The organism is Pseudoprevotella muciniphila (genome assembly GCF_003265305.2).
Classification (GTDB): Bacteria; Bacteroidota; Bacteroidia; order Bacteroidales; family Bacteroidaceae; genus Alloprevotella; species Alloprevotella muciniphila.
In genome coordinates this window covers 1,943,075-1,964,604 of the sequence record NZ_CP033459.1, presented here as the reverse complement: position 1 = coordinate 1,964,604, position 21,530 = coordinate 1,943,075, and the positions used below count along the sequence as shown (strand labels likewise).

Annotated in this window: 9 protein-coding genes and 1 tRNA gene; 3 read left to right on the top strand and 7 right to left on the bottom strand. The window is 48.2% G+C overall.

What is annotated here, in order from left to right:
- Positions 1 to 48: 48 nt before the first annotated feature.
- The gene (dacB, locus tag C7Y71_RS07855; RefSeq protein ID WP_193215875.1) at positions 49 to 1,338 is read left to right on the top strand and encodes a D-alanyl-D-alanine carboxypeptidase/D-alanyl-D-alanine endopeptidase; all 1,290 of its coding nucleotides are present in this window, start codon (positions 49 to 51) and stop codon (positions 1,336 to 1,338) included.
- 169 nt (positions 1,339 to 1,507) lie between these two features.
- Here the strand turns inward: dacB and C7Y71_RS07850 are convergent, their stop codons facing one another.
- On the bottom strand, positions 1,508 to 2,212 hold the full coding sequence (locus C7Y71_RS07850; protein WP_111898020.1) for an acyl-[acyl-carrier-protein] thioesterase: 705 nt from the start codon (positions 2,210 to 2,212) through the stop codon (positions 1,508 to 1,510).
- A gap of 23 nt (positions 2,213 to 2,235) precedes the next feature.
- Positions 2,236 to 2,307: transfer RNA gene (locus tag C7Y71_RS07845), tRNA-Arg, on the bottom strand.
- Positions 2,308 to 3,064: 757 nt separating this feature from the next.
- On the opposite strand from C7Y71_RS07845, the gene C7Y71_RS07840 reads away from it, so the two are divergent.
- Positions 3,065 to 8,764, top strand: coding sequence for a hypothetical protein (locus C7Y71_RS07840; protein WP_111898019.1), 5,700 nt, complete (start codon positions 3,065 to 3,067; stop codon positions 8,762 to 8,764).
- Positions 8,765 to 8,847: 83 nt separating this feature from the next.
- Positions 8,848 to 9,021 carry a hypothetical protein gene (locus C7Y71_RS11845; protein WP_193215874.1) on the top strand — a complete coding sequence of 58 codons (174 nt, stop codon included), beginning with the start codon at positions 8,848 to 8,850 and terminating at the stop codon, positions 9,019 to 9,021.
- Between the two features lie 113 nt (positions 9,022 to 9,134).
- On the opposite strand, the gene C7Y71_RS07835 is transcribed toward C7Y71_RS11845, so the two are convergent.
- From C7Y71_RS07835 to C7Y71_RS07820, 5 genes are all read right to left on the bottom strand, one after another.
- Positions 9,135 to 12,851: a hypothetical protein gene (locus C7Y71_RS07835; protein ID WP_111898018.1), complete on the bottom strand. Its 3,717-nt coding sequence runs from the start codon at positions 12,849 to 12,851 to the stop codon at positions 9,135 to 9,137.
- Between the two features lie 179 nt (positions 12,852 to 13,030).
- The gene (locus C7Y71_RS07830; protein ID WP_193215873.1) at positions 13,031 to 14,242 is read right to left on the bottom strand and encodes an exonuclease SbcCD subunit D; all 1,212 of its coding nucleotides are present in this window, start codon (positions 14,240 to 14,242) and stop codon (positions 13,031 to 13,033) included.
- A 651-nt stretch (positions 14,243 to 14,893) separates the two neighbouring features.
- Positions 14,894 to 16,291 (bottom strand): glycosyltransferase family 2 protein, encoded by a 1,398-nt coding sequence (locus tag C7Y71_RS07825; protein WP_111898082.1) that lies wholly within the window; start codon positions 16,289 to 16,291, stop codon positions 14,894 to 14,896.
- 577 nt (positions 16,292 to 16,868) lie between these two features.
- A complete protein-coding gene (locus C7Y71_RS11840) occupies positions 16,869 to 17,039 on the bottom strand; it encodes a hypothetical protein (RefSeq protein WP_193215872.1) in 171 nt (56 codons plus the stop codon).
- Positions 17,036 to 19,597 (bottom strand): leucine-rich repeat domain-containing protein, encoded by a 2,562-nt coding sequence (locus tag C7Y71_RS07820; RefSeq protein ID WP_146739380.1) that lies wholly within the window; start codon positions 19,595 to 19,597, stop codon positions 17,036 to 17,038. The genes C7Y71_RS11840 and C7Y71_RS07820 overlap by 4 nt, the downstream gene beginning before the upstream one ends.
- Between the last annotated feature and the right edge of the window lie 1,933 nt (positions 19,598 to 21,530).

Below are 21,530 nucleotides of genomic sequence, written 5' to 3'. Positions count from 1 at the left end.
TCCGCACCAATGCAAACACGTGCGGATATGTCTCACCAAAATCATTTTATGAGGAAACTTATCCACATATTTTTTATTCTTGCCGTCTTTACTTTAGGCACAACCCGCCTGTCGGCGCAAGAAGAATATGAAACCACCTATCTCAGCGACGACGGCTATTACATCACTGCCGACGGCGAAAGGAAAGGCGACAGGGGCTCGTCGAACGTCATAGGCGAGAGGATTAACGAGTTGCTCAAAAGCAGGATGTTCAATGCATCGCACGTGGGCATCTACGTCTATGACCTCACCGACGGCAAAGAGATATACAAATACAACGAGAGCAAGCGTCTGCGACCGGCGAGCAACGAGAAAATAGTTACTGCAGTCACAGCACTCGACATTCTCAGTAGCAACTACAACTACCAAACCAAACTCTACATCGACCGCAGCCAATACGACGACCCGGAAAGCAACGAAAACAGTCTTATCAGCGACGAAGGCACGCTCGACGGAAACATCTACGTACGGGCTGGTTTCGACCCGCTGCTCTCCACATCCGACCTCGACAATTTTGTCAACAGTCTGAAAGAACATGGTGTAAAGCGCTTTAATGGCGACATCATCATCGACCAGACGATGAAAGACATGACACGCCTCGGAAAAGGATGGTGCTGGGACGATGACGAAGGCGTATGCACACCCATGTTGCTCAACGGAAAGGACGAATTCGACCGGAAATTCTCCGAGAAACTCAATACCGCAGGCATAGAGTTCTCCGGGTATGTACGCCACGACGAAGTTGGCGAACACACCCAACTCATCTATACACACGAAAGAAACATCAACGAGGTGCTCCGCCCTATGATGAAAAGCAGCGACAACACCTGCGCAGAATCCATGTTCTTCCAGATAGCCATGCAGAGCAAGCGGAAATTTGCCGACCTCACTGACACACAAGAACGCATCAATGCCCTCGTCAGAAAAATCGGTCTCGACCCAGACGACTACAACTTCTCCGACGGCAGCGGACTATCCATCTACGACATAGTCAGCGCAGAACTCATCGGGAAAATCCTCATCTATGCCTACAACGACAAAAACATCTACGACTATTTCCTCCCGTCGCTGCCGATAGCCGGAGTGGACGGCACGCTGAGCAAGCGCATGAAGAACACCACCGCCGAAAACAACGTTTACGCCAAGACAGGCACCGTAACGGGTGTCAGCACCCTCTCAGGCTACTGCACAGCAGCCAATGGCCACCGCCTCGTCTTCTCCATCCTCAACAACGGCCTGCGAGAATCAAAAACCGGCAGAGAATTCCAGAACAAAGTCTGCGTGGCGCTCACGAGATAAGCCCCCCCACAATACACTGCAACATACGATAAGGCGCAACCTCTCCGAATGAGGTTGCGCCTTATGGTCCTGTTTTCGTCAATGGAACACCCGGGTATAGGTTACAATGATTCTTTACAAGTTCATAGAAACAACTGTATCAAGGTCAAAAATCATATTTTGTGAAGCGCTACCTGCAGAACTCCATAATTGTGCTGTCGCGTTCGTCGAGTTTCAGGACTACGTATATCACGTTGCCTGCGTTTATTACCTCCGGCACGAGTACATCGCCTAATTTGGCGGGTATCTTATACTCCACCCTCATGCTGCGGACTACGAAATTTTCGGGTAGCAGTTCGAGTGCCATACGCACATAGTTGGCATTGTTGGTGTGCTGGTTATAGTCGATGTCGTTGCGCATCACCTTTATGCCCGCATGGATTTCCGGTACGATTTTCGGTAGGATTATCCTACGGTTTTTGTACTCCATGCGCACTTTGTCCTCCAAACGCATGGCTGCAATTATCTCTTCCGGCACTTTCGCAAGTTTACCGCTAACCTTGTCCACAAACGCGCCCGTACTCCATGTCAGATAACAGGGTTTGCCCTTACCATCGAGAATGACCGTGTTGCGGAAACCAAAAACCGACTCCATGCCGAAGACGCTTGTTTTTACCGTAAGGTCCTCCTTATAATGCGGCACGCGCAGGATTTCCACTTGGCGGGACGCCAGGAGCTGCGCCATGTGGTGGTCACGGAAATAGGCCTTCACTTCCGGCTCGGAATCAATCCACATCTCGCTGCAGTCCTGCATCATCTGCAAAGCACTATACAACTTCAAGCTACCACCGCGGTTGCAGTTGCTCGTCGTTACTTTATAATTAAGGGAAAACATAATAAAGGTATGTGTTTTTAAAGTACTCGCGCTCAGAATCGAACTGAGATCTACTCTTTAGGAGAGAGTTGTTCTATCCATTGAACTACGCAAGCATATATGTACCTCTCTGTGTGAAAGGCGCGGCAAAGTTACATTTTTAAAATGACTTTTTCTTACACATTTCTCTAAAATTCTTAACTATCTTTTATGTGTGTTTGAAAATAATCTAACAATCTTTGCAAATATTATAAAAAAAACGTATCTTTGTACATTGAAAGCAATATCTAAATGGAATATGCCTTAAAAAACGGACTCCATAAGGATTTAACAAAATCAAACAATAAAGAGAACAAGCAGAAAAAGTGTGCCACAAGGTATTACAGGAGCTGCAAGACAAGAGTTGCGAACTCATGCTCTTCTGAAAAGGAGCCATTGCGCGAACGACTTGTTTTAATGCCTTACAACCCCAGCAATTTCTTATGAGCCCTGCCAACAGTCTGTATCAACCCGCAACCCGTGCAAATAATGTCCGTCGTCTCAGTCATGTAGCACACATGCCTGCTGACGCACATGCTGCGAGTGTAAAGTTCGGAATTACCCCCCCATAATTGCTGTAATCAACAGAATATCAGCGATTTACAAGCAGTCCGCACAACCAGTTCGCTTGCAGCGTGCATAAATACAATTCCAACCGTTCTTTTTTCCTCAGGCGAGGAAGAGAGAACGGCTTTTTCGTGCACCTGCGCCAAGGCGCGAATCTTGCCCGGCAAAAGTCTATAGCGGCTATAGCATCTGCAGTATCCTTATCAAGATAAAATAAAAAGATCCGTTCTGCAACAGGTAATTATAAATCTATATAATGAATATCGTATGAAAAAGTATTATTTATGTTTCTTAGTGCTCCTGCTCGCCATGTGCAGTATCGGAGCAAATGCGCAGACCACTGTGACACTCAATGGCAAGACCACCAGTGGCGGCACATTTTACAGAGATGGTGTGCCTGCATCCGGTTCCCAATACAGCAAACAGTGGGTCAGTGCCAGCACGCCTCAAATTACGTTGAGTGTGCCGTCTAACAACATGTTAAGTTATCATTCAAATGGCTTTGCCCTTTATAGGGGTTCTTCTAATTGCACTTATACCTTGTCCATTGCTCAAGGCTACTCCATCTTGGGCATTGAGATGAAGTTCTACAATGTGGGTTCCACTCGAGTAACACTCAGTTGCAAAGGCACTTCCGCTACTGCAACCAGCTCAAGTTCATCTAACGCCACCACACTCGCTGTGACAGGCATCAATTCGCAATCTGTTTCAATCAATTTGTCAGCCAGCGGCAATGTAGGTTGCTACGTGCCTGTATTTAAGGTAACTTACGATAAGAGCGGCACTGAGTACTCCTACACCTACACACTGTATGACAAATCTACAAACAGCGTAATAAACAGCGGTAGCGGCACAGCCGTCGGCACTCCTTCCGGCTATACTTTCACGCCCCCCACTCTGACGGGCTATACCTTTGTCAGTGCTGCTGATGGAACCACGATGAATACTCTGAACATCTCAGGAATCATCACCTCAACCAATTTGGTTCTCTACTACATGCCCATCCTCCAGAATGTGGCAAGTGCCAGCCCCTCAAAGGCTTACACCATGGTAACTCCGCGTGGCTATTTAAGAGCCGCCAGTTCCAGTGCCACAGAATTCGTTGCAACCCCCACCGGGACTACCAGTGGCAGCAATCCGCTCCACCAGTGGACTTTTGTAACAATCAGCGGCAAATCTTACCTCTACAATGTAGGTACAAAAAAACTTGCCAGTTTCAATGCCATAAAAGGCCACGACCTCGTTACATCCGGTGCAGCCAGAGTTACAAGCCTTTCCAGTACATACAAGGCCGGCTATCCTTTCGTGCTACGGTTCACAAAGGGTTCAACGACCTACTATCTTAACATCAACGGTGAGTCCCTTGCGATAATCAACGATTGGAGCACTCACGACGACGGTAACGTGCTGCAGATGATGGAAGTGCCCAATGTAACAGTTACTCCCGAAGTGTATGGCGTGAAGTTTACCAACAGTGCCGGCGATATTCCGACCCTATATGTTGACGGCAATGAAGTAGCGTTCAACACTGAAGTAGTTCTCACTTCTGGCGCAAAAATAAGCAACTACCTGACCGTCAATACCATCGCCACCTACAATGGTTTCAGCACTCTGGCTGAAGCACTTGCGGATGCCAACTTCAACGGCACTGTGGATGTTGCCCTTCCTCAGAATGCCACCAAGACTGTTCTTAACGTGATGCGCGGCACAAGGTTGGTAAAGACCGTCACCTTGACCGGTTTGAAAGAAGGTGCTAAAGTCAACGTGAATACCACGATAGGCAAGCCCGCCTACGTATCGAATATCCAGCCCCAAGCAATCACAGCGACAGGCCGCGACACGACCATAACAGTCGTCTACAGTTCATCCTTGCCGATGGAACTGTCCGATGACCCCGCGAGCAGTAGCGCAACCCCCTATCTCATGACCCTGCGTGGCTATTATGCCTACGGCAACAATGCCAATTCGACTACCACATTCGAAGCCACCAATGACTCTTACCAATGGACATTCGGCGGCGATGAATACAACGGCATCACCGTTTACAACCGTGGCAGAGGAGGCTACATGAGAATAGGAGCAGCCTCCGACAACAGCGTGGCATCTTTCGGCGTAACGCCCGTTGCATACACCATAAAGCCCAATTCCAACCAGACAGACGGTTTCAACCTCAACCTTCCCGGCACGAACGCCTACGTTAACCAGCGCGATGGAAGAGTCAGCACATGGCTCGATGCACGTGGAGATGGCGATGCAGGCTCCTGCCTCAAGGTTCACACCCTAAACTCAGTGGCGGCAGACCTTATCAAAGAACTCGAACCCTACTTCACATACGCAGGCTGTGTGAACGCACTCACAACCGAGACCGCAGACAGCCTCGCATCGCAATACGCAGATGCAGTAAGAAGTCCCAGATACACAAAATACACTGCACTCAAGGCTGCCATCGATAGCGCACAGAAGGTGGAAGCCACGGAAGGCTACTACATCGTGAAGAGTGCGTACTCCGCATTCGTTCAAAGGCAAAAAGTGGAGAAAGCAATGCACTATGATGTATCAACCGGCCTTATCAAATGGCAAAGCGTAGATGGCTCAGAGGCACAGATCATGAAACTCACCCCCGTGGAAGGTACTACGAAATTCAGCATCTATTCACCCCTTGGAGACGCTTACCTTTCCACAAAGACAGGCGGTGTAAATGCGGACGCATCTGCTGCATTGGGAGTCAGGCCAAAGCCTGTGGGGCCAGCCGCTGTGGCTCTCGTTTACAATAGTGGCGGCGGCACCAACGAGGCACTCCATCCTGAAGGCCACAGCAATGGTTCTGGCGTTTCCGGCGCACTGACAGGCTGGTATGCCGACAGCGAAGCTTCTGCATGGCGCCTCATGCCTGTGGACATCACACCGGATTCCATTGTTTGCCAAACGACTATCAAGGTGATGCGCGGAACGGAGGTGGTGAAGACGGTTGCTCTCAATGTGGCTTCAGGAACGGCTATCAACGTGGCAGACGCTGTAGGAACCCCAGCCTACGTATCGAGTTTCACTCCTGCCATAATCACAGCTGCTGACAGTAACCAGACTGTAACAGTAACCTACACATCGACACTGCCGATGGAACTGTCAGTCAATCCTGCAAGCAGCAGCGCAACACCCTACTTCATGACCCTGAATAGTTCCAATGAATATTATATCTACGGCAACAATGCCATTTCTGCAACCAACCTCACCAATTCAACCAATGAATACTTATGGACATTCGGCGGCGATGAATTTAACGGCATCACCGTTTACAACCGTACCCACGGCTATCTCCGAACAAACGGCAATGGCACCATCACTACATTTGGCACAACGCCCGAAGCGTATAACATAGAACCAAACGCCAGTACGCCAGGTGGATTTACCTTCTTTACACCCAATACAAACCGATATTTCTATATTAATGGTTCTAATCAAATTTATTCATCATCCAATTATTACTATTATTATAATCCCGGTAACTATCCAGCCACCTGCCTCAAGATTTACAGTCCTGATGAAGTTTCTGAACGCCTCATCGAATACTTTGAGCCCTACTTTACATATACCGGCTGTGTGAATGCACTCACATCGACAGACTCCGCAGCATTGGCACCACAATTTGCAGATGCCAAACACACACCTACGTACACGAAATACCTCGCGCTGAAATCTGCTATCGATGCCGCACAGAAGGTGGAAGCCACGGAGGGCTACTACATCGTGAAGAGCGCATACTCCGCATTCGTTCAAAGGCAAGGTGTGGAGAAAGCTATCTACTACAACACGACCAGCGGTCTTTTCGAATGGCAAAACGTAGATGGTTCGCTAACGCAAATTATGAAACTCACCCCAGTGGAAGGCACAGCGAAATTCAGCATCTATTCACCCCTTGGAGGTGTTTACATTTCATCAAAGACAGGTGCCACTACCATAAACTCATCCAACGCATTAGGATTTAGGGCAATGCCTGCCGGTCCTGCGGCTGTATCCCTTGTTTACAATAGTGGCGGCGGCACCAACGAGGCACTCCATACTGACGGCCACAGCAATGGTTCTGGCGTTTCCGGCGCACTGACAGGCTGGTATGCCGACAGAGAACCTTCTGCATGGCGCCTCATGCCTGTGGACTTCAATATTGACCCCAACGCTCCCCAAACGACAATCAAGTTGATGCGCGGCACAAACGTGTTGAGGACTATAACTCTGACCGGTGTGGAAGTAGGAACGGCCATCAACGTGTCTAACGTCATTGGCAGACCTCCCTTCGTAGCAGACTTTGACCCTGCAGAAATCACTGCTGCAGATACTAGCCAGACGGTGGAAGTAACTTACACCTCAAATCTCCCGATGGAATTGTCGGACGACCCTGCAAGCAGCAGCGCAACTTCCTACCTCATGACTCTGAAGGGTGCGTATGCCTACGGCAATAATACCAATCCCACCACCGACTTCAACTTTTATGACAATGCCTATCTATGGACATTCGGCGGCAATGAGTTCGACGGCATCACCGTTTACAACCGCGCTTACGGATACATGAGCGTAGAGGCAGACATTGACAACAGCGTGGCTACATTCGGCACAACACCCGTTGCATTCGCCATCAGGACAAATACTAACGAGAACAGAGGCTTTAACCTCAACGTTTTAGGCACACAGGCCTATATCAACTACCGCGAAGGAAAGGTGAGCACATGGCTTGACAGCAGGGGTAATGGCGACCAAGGATCCTGTCTCAAGGTGTACACCACCACCATTGCAGAAAACGGTCTCATGGAAAGCCTTGAGCCCTACTTTACCTACGCCGGCTATGTAAACTCCATAACAAAGGCCGACTCCGCAGCATTAGCATCACAATTTGCAGATGCCAAAAACACACCTACATACACGAAGTACCTCGCGCTGAAATCTGCTATCGATGCTGCACCGAAGGTTGAGGCGACGGAGGGCTACTACATCGTGAAGAGCGCATACGATGCGTTCGTTCAAAAGGAAGGTGAAGAAAAGGCCATATACTACAAAGTATCAAACAATTTTATGGGATGGCAAGGTTACAATGGATCTGCAGCACAGATCATGAAACTCACTGCTGCAGGAGGCAGTGCGTATTTCAACATCTATGTTCCGCTCGCAGATGTTTATCTTGCCAACATGTCTGGCAATACAAATCCCAACAAATCTGCTGCACAGCAGTTCGTAGTAATACCCTCCGATCCGGCTTCCGTGGTACTTGGCAACGGCTCCAACAGCTACTATGGTGCGCTCCACGCCGAGGGGCATAGGAACGGGAATGGCACTGACGGTTCCCTCACAACGTGGAATACATCACACGAAGCCTCAAAATGGCGTCTCATGCCTGTGGTCATCGAGGAATTCACGCTCATTGCTCCTGAAGGTGTGTATGACGGCGATGAAGTGATGCAAGGATTTGCTCATCCAACTGATGCGCAACTCCCGCTCTACATCCGTGTTTACACCATCTCTAGCGAATCAGCAGGAGGTGCTCAGTGCAACACTATTGACTCGAGAGAAGTGGCAGGTGGCGAGGGCTATGTCATTTGCGGTGAAAAAGGCAAGGTTGTACCTCTCCTCCCGGTTTCCGGAACAGTTGACGTACCCGCGGGCAACATGCTCGTAGCCGGCGATGGCTCAACAGTAAACGGTGGTTTCATCATCGCATACAAGAAGGGTGAAGCAGAAGCCAAGTTCTGGCCCATCAACGGCGAGGGACTCACGATACCAGCCAACCGCTCATACCTGCCCGCAGGCACACCTACACGCGGACTTGAAGCCATCTTCGGCGGTCTCGGTGAAGACGTGACGGGCATCAGCGGCGTGAACGCAGACAGCCGGAACGCAGCCATATACGACCTCCAGGGTCGCCGCGTGAACAAGGCTGAGAAGGGCGTTTACATCATCAACGGCAAGAAAGTGATTAAGTAAAACAAACCGGATTTTCCGGAAGTTCCGGCAACACCGGAATTTCCGGGAAACCGGAAAATTCCACAAAAAACAAAACAAAGACAATGAAAAAGACTTATATCACTCCCGCTACAGCGACATACGACATGCGCCATGAAAGCGTGATTGCCACGACCATACCCAAGGACAACACCGGCGAAGGCATCGACGACGACAATCAAGACGGTTTCGATTTCGCCCCCAAACAGGACGAAGATTTATGGGTGGGCTGGAGATAATTCAGTAGGTCATGCGAAATCATCAGAAATGGTGGTTTAGCAAGCATAAAAAAAGTAAATCTCCCACGCAAATAATTGCGTGGGAGATTTTATTGCTGTGACCTTTGTGAAAGTTATTTCAGCACCCTTACCTGCGGTGTGATTTGCGAGGCGATGGCTTCCGACTGTGTGATGACACCGATTTTTCTGCCTTGCACGCTTTGGAGGTTGCACAGTGCATCAAGGACAAGATTTCGGCTGCAAATGTCGAGGTTGCCGAAGTCGGATTGCACGAACAATGTGCCTATGGCGAGATGGTGTGCGGAGAGTGTGGAGAGGGCGAGGGCGAGGGCGAGCGTTACCACGAACATTTCCCCGCTACTGAGTGCTGCCACGTGCCGGAGTTGGTCAAGTCTGTCGCGGTCCACTACCTCTGCCATCAGACGGCCTTCCACCACTTTGAGTTGGTAGCGTGGTGCCATCATCTTCAGTTGCTGGTTGGCGTACATCACGAGGCTATCAAAGATGTATTGCTGTGCACAGGTTCTGAACTTTGATCCGTCGGCACTGCCGAGGATTTCGTCCATCTGCAGCCACCATTTATGGTCTTCTTCAGCCTGCCTGAGTTCGTCTGTGAGTTGTTCCACACGTTTCAGGCACATCTCGTGGCGCAACAGCATTGAACTGACTTCCTGATACTGCCTGTTCAGTTGCGTGAGTTGCACGGTCAGTCTTTCTATCTCCTGCTCAAGCATATCCCTGCCCTCATCGCCTCCCGTGCGCGGCATCTCCTTACGCTGCTTCAGTCGGTCTATCCGCTGGCGTGCAGCGTCAAGATCCTGCACTGCCTCTTGATGTGCATGGCGCACCTTGTCGATGCTGATGCGCAGTTTGATATAATCATTTTCTGCAGCAAAGAGCGATGCCAGTTCCGACATCTGGAGCGGTGAATTGGTCATGTTGTATTCGCGTATCCAGGTGTCGAGGTTCGACTGCAGGTTTTGCAATGTACTGTCCTGCTTTTGCAATAGTGTTTCGAGTTGTGCTTTCATGCCTGCGATGCGCTGCACCTCCGCTGTTTTGTCGTCCAGTTGGCGACGCGCCTTCTCTTCCTCGCTCCTGCTGTGCGCCACATTGCTTTCGAGGTCGTTCTGCATCTGCTGCGGTCCGCCTTCTCCAAACACTTTCTTGAAGTCGCGCTCTTTTTGCTTCATGTTGCTCACTTCCTGCTTGAGCAGGTCGTCGGCTTCCTGTAGTTGCCGGCGTGCCTCGCTCTCGGAGAGTTGCAGTCGGTTGAGTTCCACCCGCATATTCATGATTTGCTCATCATTGTTTGCCAGGACGTTGTTCACACGCTGCCAGTCTGCCTCCAATCCGTTGAGACGCTGGGCGAAGTCCTCAGCATTCTTTTTCCATTCGTCAAGCCAGTTGGGCAGGGTAATCAGTTCGTTGAGGTCGTGATAGAGTTGGTGGTACTTTCGGTCGCTGAGTTCCACTGCCCTCCTCAGGTCTTCCACCGTGGCCTGCACTATGAGGTATTCGCTCTTGAAAGTGCTGTGCCGTTCCTTGCCTTCGTTGAGGTTTACATCAAGTGCTGATATTTCCTCATTAAGTCGGTTGATGTGGTTCTGGTGGTTGTTATATTCCCTGAGTTGCTTGCCGTATTCCAGGCTTTCCCTTCTCGACTTGTCTATCAGCATCGATATGGTAATCTGCCTTGCATGTCCGTTCACGCCCGCCGTGCTGTCAGCAAACGAATTATCGAGTGTGGTATAGTTTTTCCACTCTTCCACGTCGTCGCGCAGATGAGCGCGCCGTTCGTCGAGGTACTCCATGTCTGCCTTGTGCTGGGTCTCCATCCTGGAAAGTTTTATCTCGAGTTGACGCAGTTGTTCTTCCTGCTGTGTGAGTCTGTTCGTGGATTCCTTGGCTTCGTATGACAGGCTCGACATCAATTCTCCGCTGGCACTCTCTGTCTCTGTGTGGTAGGGATGATGTGCTGCGCCGCAGATGGGACATGCAGTGCCTTCCTGCAGTTGTTTCCGCAGCCCTTCCACGTCTTTACTCTGGCTGAGTGCCAACGCCTGCTGCCTACGTTCGTTTTCCTCTGCGAGACGGTTTATTTCAAGCACCTTTGCCTGTACCAGGCCTCTTAGTTGCTCTATCTCCACCTCGTCGCGGTTATACTTAGCCTGCCGTGCACTGATTGCCTCATTTGCTTCTGATATGCGGTCCCACAGTTTTTCAGCCCTGAGAAGCAACTGCAACCGCTCTTTGCTTTCGAGTGTCCGCTGTTGCAGTTCCGGACCATCGATGCCTCTCACTGCCTGTCTGTGCACATCTATCACATTACGAAGTGCGGTCATCTTTGTCTGACTGTCGCGCATTTCGCGTTCAAGGTTGTCCACGCTCTGCTGCAGTTGGCTCTGCTGCATCATTTTCTGTTCCAGGCGTTTGTGGAGTTCTTCCTTGTTGGCTGTTTCTGTGGAGAAATCGTTGAGACGGTCTTTCACTATGCTGAAATTCTCAAACATCCGGTGATGCGCCACGAGGGTCTGCCTGTGGAATTTATCGTTGCTGTGCTTATCTTCCAGATCGTGCAACTGCCGTTCTTTTTCTGAGCACGAATCGCCGCGTCCTTTCAGCACGCGTTCACAGTCAGTTACCACGTTCTGCTGCCGTTCTATGTTTTGTGCCGAGGTCTTAATTTCGCCCATCAGTTCATATCCCTGTTCGATGGTTTCCTTTTGTGCCTCAAGTTGTCGCACGGCTTCTTCTCTTCTCTCCACGGCACGTTCATAGTCCTTGCGTGCTGTCTGCTGGCGTTGCGATGCAGCCACGAGTTCACGATTAGCCTGATCTATCTGCTCGCGTGTGTTAGCGGTGGTGCGGCGCATGTTCTGTATATCGTTGTAGAGCATTTGCACAGGTTGCACCTTGTCGAACATTTCGAGGTTGTGTTCGTCTGCACGTCTTGAATTATGCAGTTTCTCCGCATCCTCCTTCTGTCGTGTTTTCTGGAACAGGTCGTTCTGTGCTTCTTCGAATTCATTGATCCACATCACGCTCAGCCTTGCTTCATCGCGACGCTGTGTAACCTCTTCTATCTGCGTTTGCAGTTCTTTCTGCTCCCTGAGTGTCTTTTCATGTGTTTCATCCGTCATGAAGTCGCTTTTCACCGTTTCTATGCGCACGGTATGGTCGTGCACTGTCGCCTCTGCTTTCTCACACCTCTCGTGAATGGTTTTCGACATTTCGCCATAAACCGCCGTTCCCGTCAGCCGTTCGAGCAACACGGGACGGTCTTCTGAGGTTGAGAGAAGAAACTCCTCGAACTTGCGCTGGGACAGCAACACTGTGCTGATAAACTGCTCATAACTGAGCCCCACCTCGGTGAGAACTGCCTCCTGCACGTCCGATGCTGCATACTCCTGCATGCGTGGATAGATTTGCCGGAATGCCTGGTAGGAATTGCCATACACCCCTACCTGGCTCTGCTTGACCATCCATCCTGCCTCGAAGCGTCTGCCATCGGGCAGGCTGAACACGACGGAGCAACCGCCTTCCTTTTCGCCGTTATAGAGCAGGCTTCGAGGGTCGGAGGTAGGCACTACGGCATCTTTCTTGAATGCCGTAGTGGTGTTAGGCTCAACGCTTGCCGTTTTGTCGAAACCCGGTGCTTTCCCATAAAGCGAAAGGCTGAGCGCCATGGCGAGCAACGACTGCTTACCCTCGGGCTCTCCCGTTACGACAAAAGTGCTTGCCGAGGCAAAAGGCTCAGACGTCAGGTCGAAAACAAACTCGCCTTTCAGGTGTCCCAGATTGTTTATTGTTATTTTTTCTATCTTCATTGTCGTAATTGGCTAATCGTCGTAATTATGTTCCCTAATTCAAATTTCGTAAGTTCCTTTTGTTTGAAGTTAACGAAGTTAGAGAAGTTAGCGAAGTTAATGACGTATGTTTTGTACGACAGATGGTCATTTACATCCCGCATGGTGGTATCGTCGATAACTTCATAAAGTTGAATTCCCTAATAATCAAGTTCCCTGAATCGCTTTTCCACTTCTGCGGGCATATATTCGTCTTTTTCTTCCCTATAGATGCGTTGTGCCATTTCGAGCGGTGTGATGGTGCGCAATCGCTCGAGTTGCGAAGCGTCCTCCTGTCGGTTGGCAGGTCGGTGAGTGGCAGTTATACGACAGAAGCGCACGGCTTTTGTCTCCATTTTCTTCATCACTTCGTTGATAAGTTCCGGCTCTGAATGTTCCATCACTTTCATTTCTATGTAGGGCCATTTGGCATCACTTTCGCCAGCCTGGCGCTCCGGCAACTTGTCGAGTTCGTATCGCATGCGGTCGGGCGAGATTTCACCGTTCTGCGGCACTGTCAGCAGGTTTCTGAGCGGTGTATAGTCCAGATGACTGACATTGACACCTCCTGAAATACTTACATCTACTATATTCACCCCGAAATTGTTTTTCTTTTCGCTGAACGTCATCGGCAGGGGACTACCGGCATAGTAGGCGGCAGGACGGTTGTTGACACACTGCGCCTTGTCCACCATTCCCAATGCTATATAACAGAAACTGTCGCTGAGCGAGTTGGTATCTACCTTCCCGTTTCCGTCGGGCACGATGCGTTCATAATGTTCCGTCGTGTCGATAAAGGCGTTTGCAGCATAAAAATGACCCGTGGCTATGCAGGGAACGTTTGCCCATTCGCTCCTTCTGATACGACTCAGACAAGCATCATAATAATTCCTCAAGGAGGCTGCCATGCCGCGATCGGGCATCATGTCGCTACCTCTGAGATAGGGCAGTGCAAAGCATATACACTCCACCTGCCCCGTATCGCGGTTTTTGAGCGGGATAATCAGGTCGTCCACGTCGGGCTTGCCGCTATCTGTCTTCGACACAAGTCCCCTGACATGGATATTGCGCTCTGCCATGAATTTTCTGCGTGCTTCAAAGCCTTCGGCAGAATCGCGCTGACCAGCCACGATGACCACCTGAAGGCCCGGCACTGTCTCTGTTGCCTGCTTCAGGAAGTCGTGGCACGCACCCTCTGCCCACGCCTCGGGCATGGCGGAATCGAACACATTGCCTGAAACGACCAATACGTCCGGCACCCTCAGGCGAATCGCCTCAAGAAGCCAGTCGAAAAAATGCAGCATTTCTTTCTTGCGGTCATGACCAAAGAAACGACTGCCTAAATACCAATCTGAAGTATGGATTATTTTCATGCTACTAACAGAAACTGTTTTTTCAATTAAGAGATTCTTCATCAAACCAAATTGACAACACCACCTCCGCTGCGACCAAAACGACACTGTTGCCGCTTGGTCTGACGTAAGTATGCGCATCATGCCCGAGGCATTGCTGACACCTCGATGCTACAGGTTTTTCGGTCAATAAAAACAGCGTTCCTTTCCTTTTTCTAATTCACTGTTTAACGTTGACGAAGCAAATTTAATATAAAAAATGCAAATCTCAACATTTTCGTATTTAAATCTATTGGTGTCCGGTAAAAGTTTTATGGACATAGTCATAAGCCTTTCTGTTTGGGTGTTTTATGGGTGGTGTAATCTATGGGGGCTTACTCTTTGACTTTGTTGCGTCCGTTTTAGTGCTCTGAATTAGGCTGAAAGCCTTACTGCTCATAGCCCAAGGCAACGCCTTGGGTATATGGACGTATGAGTATTTGCGTCCTGAAAGGACAAAAGCCATATTATTAAATAAATGCTAATCTCGTTTCTGCTTTTGCACTTACAGTGCGCCATTGCCATTGACCTTATCCCCCAGGACGTTGCCCTGGGCTATGGGCTTTACGGACTTTCAGCCCGTTTTAGCGGACAACAATAAGTTTACCGGACAGCAATAATTATTTGTACCGCTCAGAAGAACAGTTCCATGAAAAAACTGAATGAAACGAAAAACAACATGAGAAGCACTACCAAGAGCCGCATGAGTATCTGATAACCATTCATTTTTCCAGGTATGTCTTCCTGTATGTTTTCTGCATCTGATGCTGTTGTCTTTCTTGTTCCCCAGGACAGCGAGTCGGCACACCTTGCAAGGCCTGTCATTCTTATTGGAAGCATGAAGACAGACAGAAACAGAATTAAGAAAGGAAAAAACAAAATGTTTCTTAATCTGACAATTCTGAGCAACCGGATGTTTCTTACCGTAAAACTGATGGCGGAGCCGACATAGATAAGTACGCACAGGAGAAAGATATTGACAGAGAAAGGGAGCGTTTCGAAATCGTAGCCCGACGCTCTGGCAACAAAGCCCAGGAACCAGTTTGTATAAGTGCTGATCAGCAGGAACGGCATCAGCATGTCCGTCAGATAGATGAATAGCATGAGCCTGGCGTTCCTGAGCATCCAGGGCATCATCCTGATGTTGTTGTATTGCGAACCTTCAGCCCATCTGAGTTGCTGGCGGAAGTATCGCCTGGTTTCTGTGGGGCAGTCCGTGTAAACGAGTGCCGTGTCCTGCATGACGGTTTTGAAGCCACGCCTGAGCGTAATGTTGGTGAGGCTGCGGTCGTCAGAGACCTCCTTGTGTATTCCCATGAACTTTTCCGTCATGAATTCGTCCATGCTGTCGCGAAGTATCGATGTCCTGAATGCTATGGTCCGTCCCGGGAGGCAACCCACCTTTCCGTTGGAACTCATTGCTCTCATTGTGCCCTCTGCCCGGATGTCTTCGAGAATCGCTGCAATGCGGGTAATGAAGTTTCTCTTCGGGTCGAGAATCTTCTGCCGTGTCGTTACGCCGCCAACGAGGGGATCTTCTGCAAACGGCATGAGAATGTTCTTCAGTACATTTTCAGTCCATAGCACATCACTGTCAACAAGCAAGGTAACGTCGCTCTGCAACGAAGCATTTTCCACGCCTATTCTGATGGCATTCCTTTTCCCTGCCACAGGCGTATAATAGGTCTTCAGGTCGGTGCGCTTGCCTGATTTCCGGGCTTCAAGACCAACAGCCTCTGCAACGGAAAGGAGTTCCGGATTTTCCGGACCGTTTATCACAATGATAATTTCGTCGGGCTGCTGCGAGAGTATTCTCTGAAGAACGTTCCTGAACAGACTGACAGGCTCATCCACGACAGGAATGATTACTGTCGTAAAGAATTTGCCGCTGCTGCATGTATATGGCTTGTATCCGGCAGCAAAGCACGAAACAACCAACCATCGGATTATGATTACAAAATAGAATAAAACAAACCAATGGAAGTTTCCGCTGCTGAATAAATCGTATAATGTCTGGAAAAAAGTGAACATGTTCTTTGGCAGATCCAAATAGCAAGTGCAATATTAGTCTAAAAGTTTGAAAAAATCGTTTTTTGGGGTTATTAAAGTTGAGTTTTTTTATTGGTGTCCGGTAAAATTTTTAAGAAAACAGCATCAAACCCTGTTTACATCGTTGTTTTAGAACGCAAAGGACGTGGATTGCCGATGGTTTTCTACACGAATTACCATGTATTTCCATGATTTTCTAAGATTTTGAATCTATTATATTTAATTTCTGCCCGCAGGGCACTACTTGTATCCAAACGAACGGAGTGCGCTGTCGCGCAGAAATCACACAAATCTGCCCAAATCTAACAAGTTAATTTTCATACGATTATTTGTATGATTTGAAAAGATTTGCAGGATTTCTCGCCTTTAGGCGATTTCTTTAATATCTGATTATTGGTTCTGACTGTCCGCTTTCAACTCAAAAAGAACAGCGCTTCACAGCGCCGTTCTTCCTGACGGGAATCCTCTGAATAATTCCCGGAAAAAAACATAACTCTAAAAAATATTTATATAGTATTTATGAGAAATACTCGTTTCCTGTGAAAGGACTTTCCTGTTGTCAGTCCCAATAGCCGAAGCGATTGGGAGTATTGTCTTCTTCTTCCTCTTCCCAGTCTGCTTCCTTCTTGCGGGAGAAGAAGTCGCCTGTGTCATAACTGAATGACAATACTTCGCTCGTCGTCATAGGAATGATGCGGATTGCAGGGCGCTGATATATCTTCTTTTTCATCGTATTACCTCCTTTCTGCCATTATGAATGTAAATACCTTTTTCTGTGGGACGGCCGTTCAGGCGAATGCCGTTGATGGTGTACCAACCTTCGTTCCTGTTTATGAGGGCAGGGCGGATGCCGGTCGTAGTGCCCTCGTCATTGCCCATGAAGGAGAACAACAGGCCGGGGCTGCCACTGCCTATGCCGGCATTCTCAAGTTCCGACATGGGGATAAACACGCGGTGGGCGGGAATTTTCGTGTTGCTGGAGGGCCAGAAACCGATGCGCGACTCTGTAGTATAACCATTATCATCACTGCCTTTGGGGCGGCCGCGGCCAAGAGACAGCACGCTGTATTTCGTTATGGTAGAGTCTTGGAGGACACCCCTGAAGATGTTGTCCTGTATCAGGTCGCTGCCATCCTGGGCATAGCCGAGAGCCTGTTCCACGCCACCGTGGTTGTTGCGGTCGAAGGAGAACAGGCCGAACTCGGTGTCGCTCTTGATATATACAGGAGTAAGGGCAGGAATGACCACCTCAGAGGCGCCTTCGCCGGCTACGAGGGGAACAAGTTCGAGCTGGTCGGCAGTAACCTTCTCATGACCGCCGCCTGCCGTGCTGTAGATCAGTTCCTTATTGATGTTTATTTTCTTGGCGATGTATGCCGTGGCACCGGCAGGTACTATGGCATCGTAGTCCAGATAGATGGTACCCGAGTAGAAGGGGGCCTTGCCCTGCTGGGTAACCTCTGTCGAATGTACGTCCTTACTCAAAGGGTTCACGTACATCACATAGGGATAGATCGTTACGGTCACGTTGTCGTTCTTCTTGCTGTTGGCAAGGCTGCCGCCGAGCGTCTCGTCCCAGTTGTCGCCTGCAAGGGCGTACTGGTACTTGAGTATCCTGCCATAGTAGTCAACGTCGTATTTTGTCTGTGTGCCGCCACGGGCATCGTCGCCGATGTCGTAGAGCACAAGGTAGGTCTTGCCCTCGCGCCTTACAACCTTGTTGCGGGTCTTGTCGTAGCCGCTGGCGGCCCACGTGCCGAAGTAGTTGTCCATATTGATGTCGCTGATTGTGCCGTTGTATGCGACTGTGGGCGTTACGCCGTTGGGCAGTTCGATGCAGATCTTGTCGCGGTCGAGCACCACCACGTCCTTTATGGCTCTTTGTACATAGCCTTTTACGCGATTAGGAAGAAGTCTCGTACAGGTACTCAAGTCCAGAGACGTCAGTGCATTGTTCTGGCAGTCGAGCGAGGTGAGGTTGCTGCAGCCTGTGAGGTTGAGCGTTTCGAGCAGGCGGCTGTCATTATCATTACCACCGCCCTGGTTGTCGCAGGTGAGGGTCCGCAAAGAGGAGCACCCGGACATATCGAGTGAGGTTATCTTGTTGCGGGAGAGGAGCACGGTTTGCAGATTGGTCAGGCCGGAGCAGTCGAGAGAGGTCAGGCCGTGGTTCCAGTTTGCAAAGCCCGGTTCGCCGATCCTGTTCTTGGCGTAAAGAACTCTTAAATCTTTACAATTGCTCAGGTCGATTGCAGGTATTTTCGTGTGCGACATGTACAGGCGCTGAAGACTTGTGCAAGCGGTAACATCGAGCGCATCGAGATTGTTGTTGTTGTAGCAGTAGAGGGTCTTGAGATTGCTTGCACCGGGCAGGGTCAGCGAGGTCATCGGGCTGTTGTTTGAGCAGTCGAGGTAGGCAATGTTGGAGCCTGAATAGATGGTATCTGTTACCTGCTGCGCGGTATAGCCTGCAGGGGCGGGGATTTCCGTACGTGTGGTGGAACCGGCAATCGTGCGGGTATACCAGTCACCGGCATCATAATCATAGTATTCTTCCTCAAAGCTGTCCCTGTGGTCACAATGCATCCAGCGGCGTGCTGTGTAGTCAAAGTAATCATATTTTTCACACCTGACTTCACCGTCGACAGAACGAGGCTCAGATTCAGACCAGCTGCTATAGTTTATTTGATATATTTTCCTGCTTCCAGAAATATAGACGTAGGTATCGCTTCCGGCTTCATATCCGGCAGAAGGCAAGACCTTCCAATAGGTGTTATAGCTGACCGACCCGGAAATATTCAACTTGGAGATGTTGTTCCGCTGACATTCCAGGTGCCGAAGAGTTGGAGCATTCGTCGTCAGGGAGGTCATGCCGTTGTCCTGGCAATAGACTTCTTTTATACTTGGACAATTAGACAGGTCGAGCGAGTCGATGTTGTTGTAACTTACGTTCAGAAATTCCAAATACGAAGCTTTTTTAATGTCAAGCGTGGCATTAGTCAGTCCCAGATTTGAACAGTCCATGACAACGACCATGCTACCATCCATCGTCAAAGAGTCTACGCTGTTCCCATCCTCTCCATTGTAGAATAAGCGGCCGCCATCAGAAAATTTATCATTTCCATTTCCACTAGCATAAAGACCATTACTGCCTGTCACTCTTAGTTCCGTTATATTATTGTTCTGACAGCGCAGAACCCCAAAACATCCAGTTTTGAATTCGTCCAGATTGCTGTTGGACAACTCCATTTTATAATAATTTGCGTCTTCGGCATCAACAATCTTCAACTTGGGATTATTGTTTATTATCACATTACATAACGAAACATTATCATAAAAATCTGAAACTCTTTGTCCCGTTAAAACTAAAGTTTCTAACGATGGGTGGTTCTCAATCCTAAGACTTACCTTTTGATTTGCAGACATCTCTAAATACTTAAGTTTAGGAAAATCAGATAATGAGATTTCTAATCCTCCCGTATCATAACTATATGATTGGCCAACTAAAAGATTAAATGTCAGTTTCTCTAAGTTTGGAAAGCATTCTGCTATAGCCTTGTAAATATTTTTTTTAGGATCAAATTCGTTTCTTTTACCATGTAAAAGATAAAAATTAGAAAAGTCTGCTTCCTTAACATTCTTGAAAATCATTAAGTCATCATCAAAAACACAAACATACGGATACAATTCTTGCGGGGTTAATCCATAAGTTAATGGTGAAAGATCCAGTTTTGTTACAGCCAGGGCTTCTTCTTCTGTCAAGATTACTTTTCTATAATAATCATAAATTTCACGATCACTTACAGGGTTGCCATACTTGTTAATATTGTAAGGATAATCACCAATATAATCATATCCTAACAGGCGTTTTGTCACTCTGTCATTTAAAACATGAGAGCTTCTGAAATTTACTGTGTCTGGATTAAATGGAGAGTTTAATGTCCAATAGCGTCTATCGGTGAACCAAGACTGATCGGCTGATCTTGTATTGCTAAAATTATTTAAATCAGCCATCCACGTTACAGAACCATCAGCCCCAATATGAGAAGGTACCCATAGTTTATTATCAAGGCTAGCGGCTTTGAGGTAAATGAACTTTGTGCCGGCTTCCAAGCGCACGGAATCGTTAGGGTCGCCCGGGTTGCGCGGGTTGATGCGCCATTCATTTCCTGTGGCAATCTGCCAGACAATTTTTGCCTGCGCGCTCCTCGGTATGGAGAAAAACGCCGCGAGCAATAATAAAGTAAAAATCTTTTTCATTTTTCTTTTATTTTAATTTGTTTATAGTTTATTTGTCTTGTTATTGTTTGTATTCTTTCTGTTGTTATTTTTAATCATAGGAGACTATGATTCCGTTGTTTTATTTGGGAGGTTACGCGCGTTGGTGCAGGGGCACAAAAAAGCCGTTCTCCCTTCCTCTGCCGAGGAGAAAAGAACGGGTATGAGTTATGTGTCAAACGTTGGAACCGCTTGCGCAATTCCATTGCCAACGTATTGATAATTAGCGAATTAACGGGGGGGGGGGGTAAATTGAGCCTTCAGTAACGCGCGGGGTGCGTCAAACGGGAAAAACACTGCATGATTATTCATACAGCGAAATCTCAGTTTGCTTATTTCGGGTCGTTGCCTGTGAATCGCGCGGGTCATAGTGCTATTACGGGGGTTGTAAGATGTTTTGACAAGTCATGCGCCGCGATGAAACATTCTGTGTTGTCTGTGTTGCCTGTGTTGGCGGTGGCTCTTGTCTTGCAGCTCTCGCAAAGCCTTGTGGCTCTCGTTTATATTTTATTTATTTGTAATTTTCAGATTTTCAACTCTCTGCGACATCAGCACATTGTTAATGCTATACGAATCCACATTAAGTCAAATTCACAACAAAAATAAACAATGTATAAAATAGAATAATATATTTACCGGAATTATTTTTGTTAAAAAGCACAAAAAATCTATCTATATTGACATTTTGTAAACTGCACTTTACAAAACGACAATCAATTCAACTGTAAATGATACGTTTTTTTCTCCATGTTATTACCACTGATTTCCATGTAATTTTAACCATGAATTCTTGCTCTCTCGTTTTAAAAGAATAGTTCCATAAAAAAACTGAAAGAAATGAAAAACAATAGAAGGGCAGATTCAAATAGCAAGTGCAATATTAGTCTAAAAGTTTGAAAAAATCGTTTTTTGGGGTTATTAAAGTTGAGTTTTTTTATTGGTG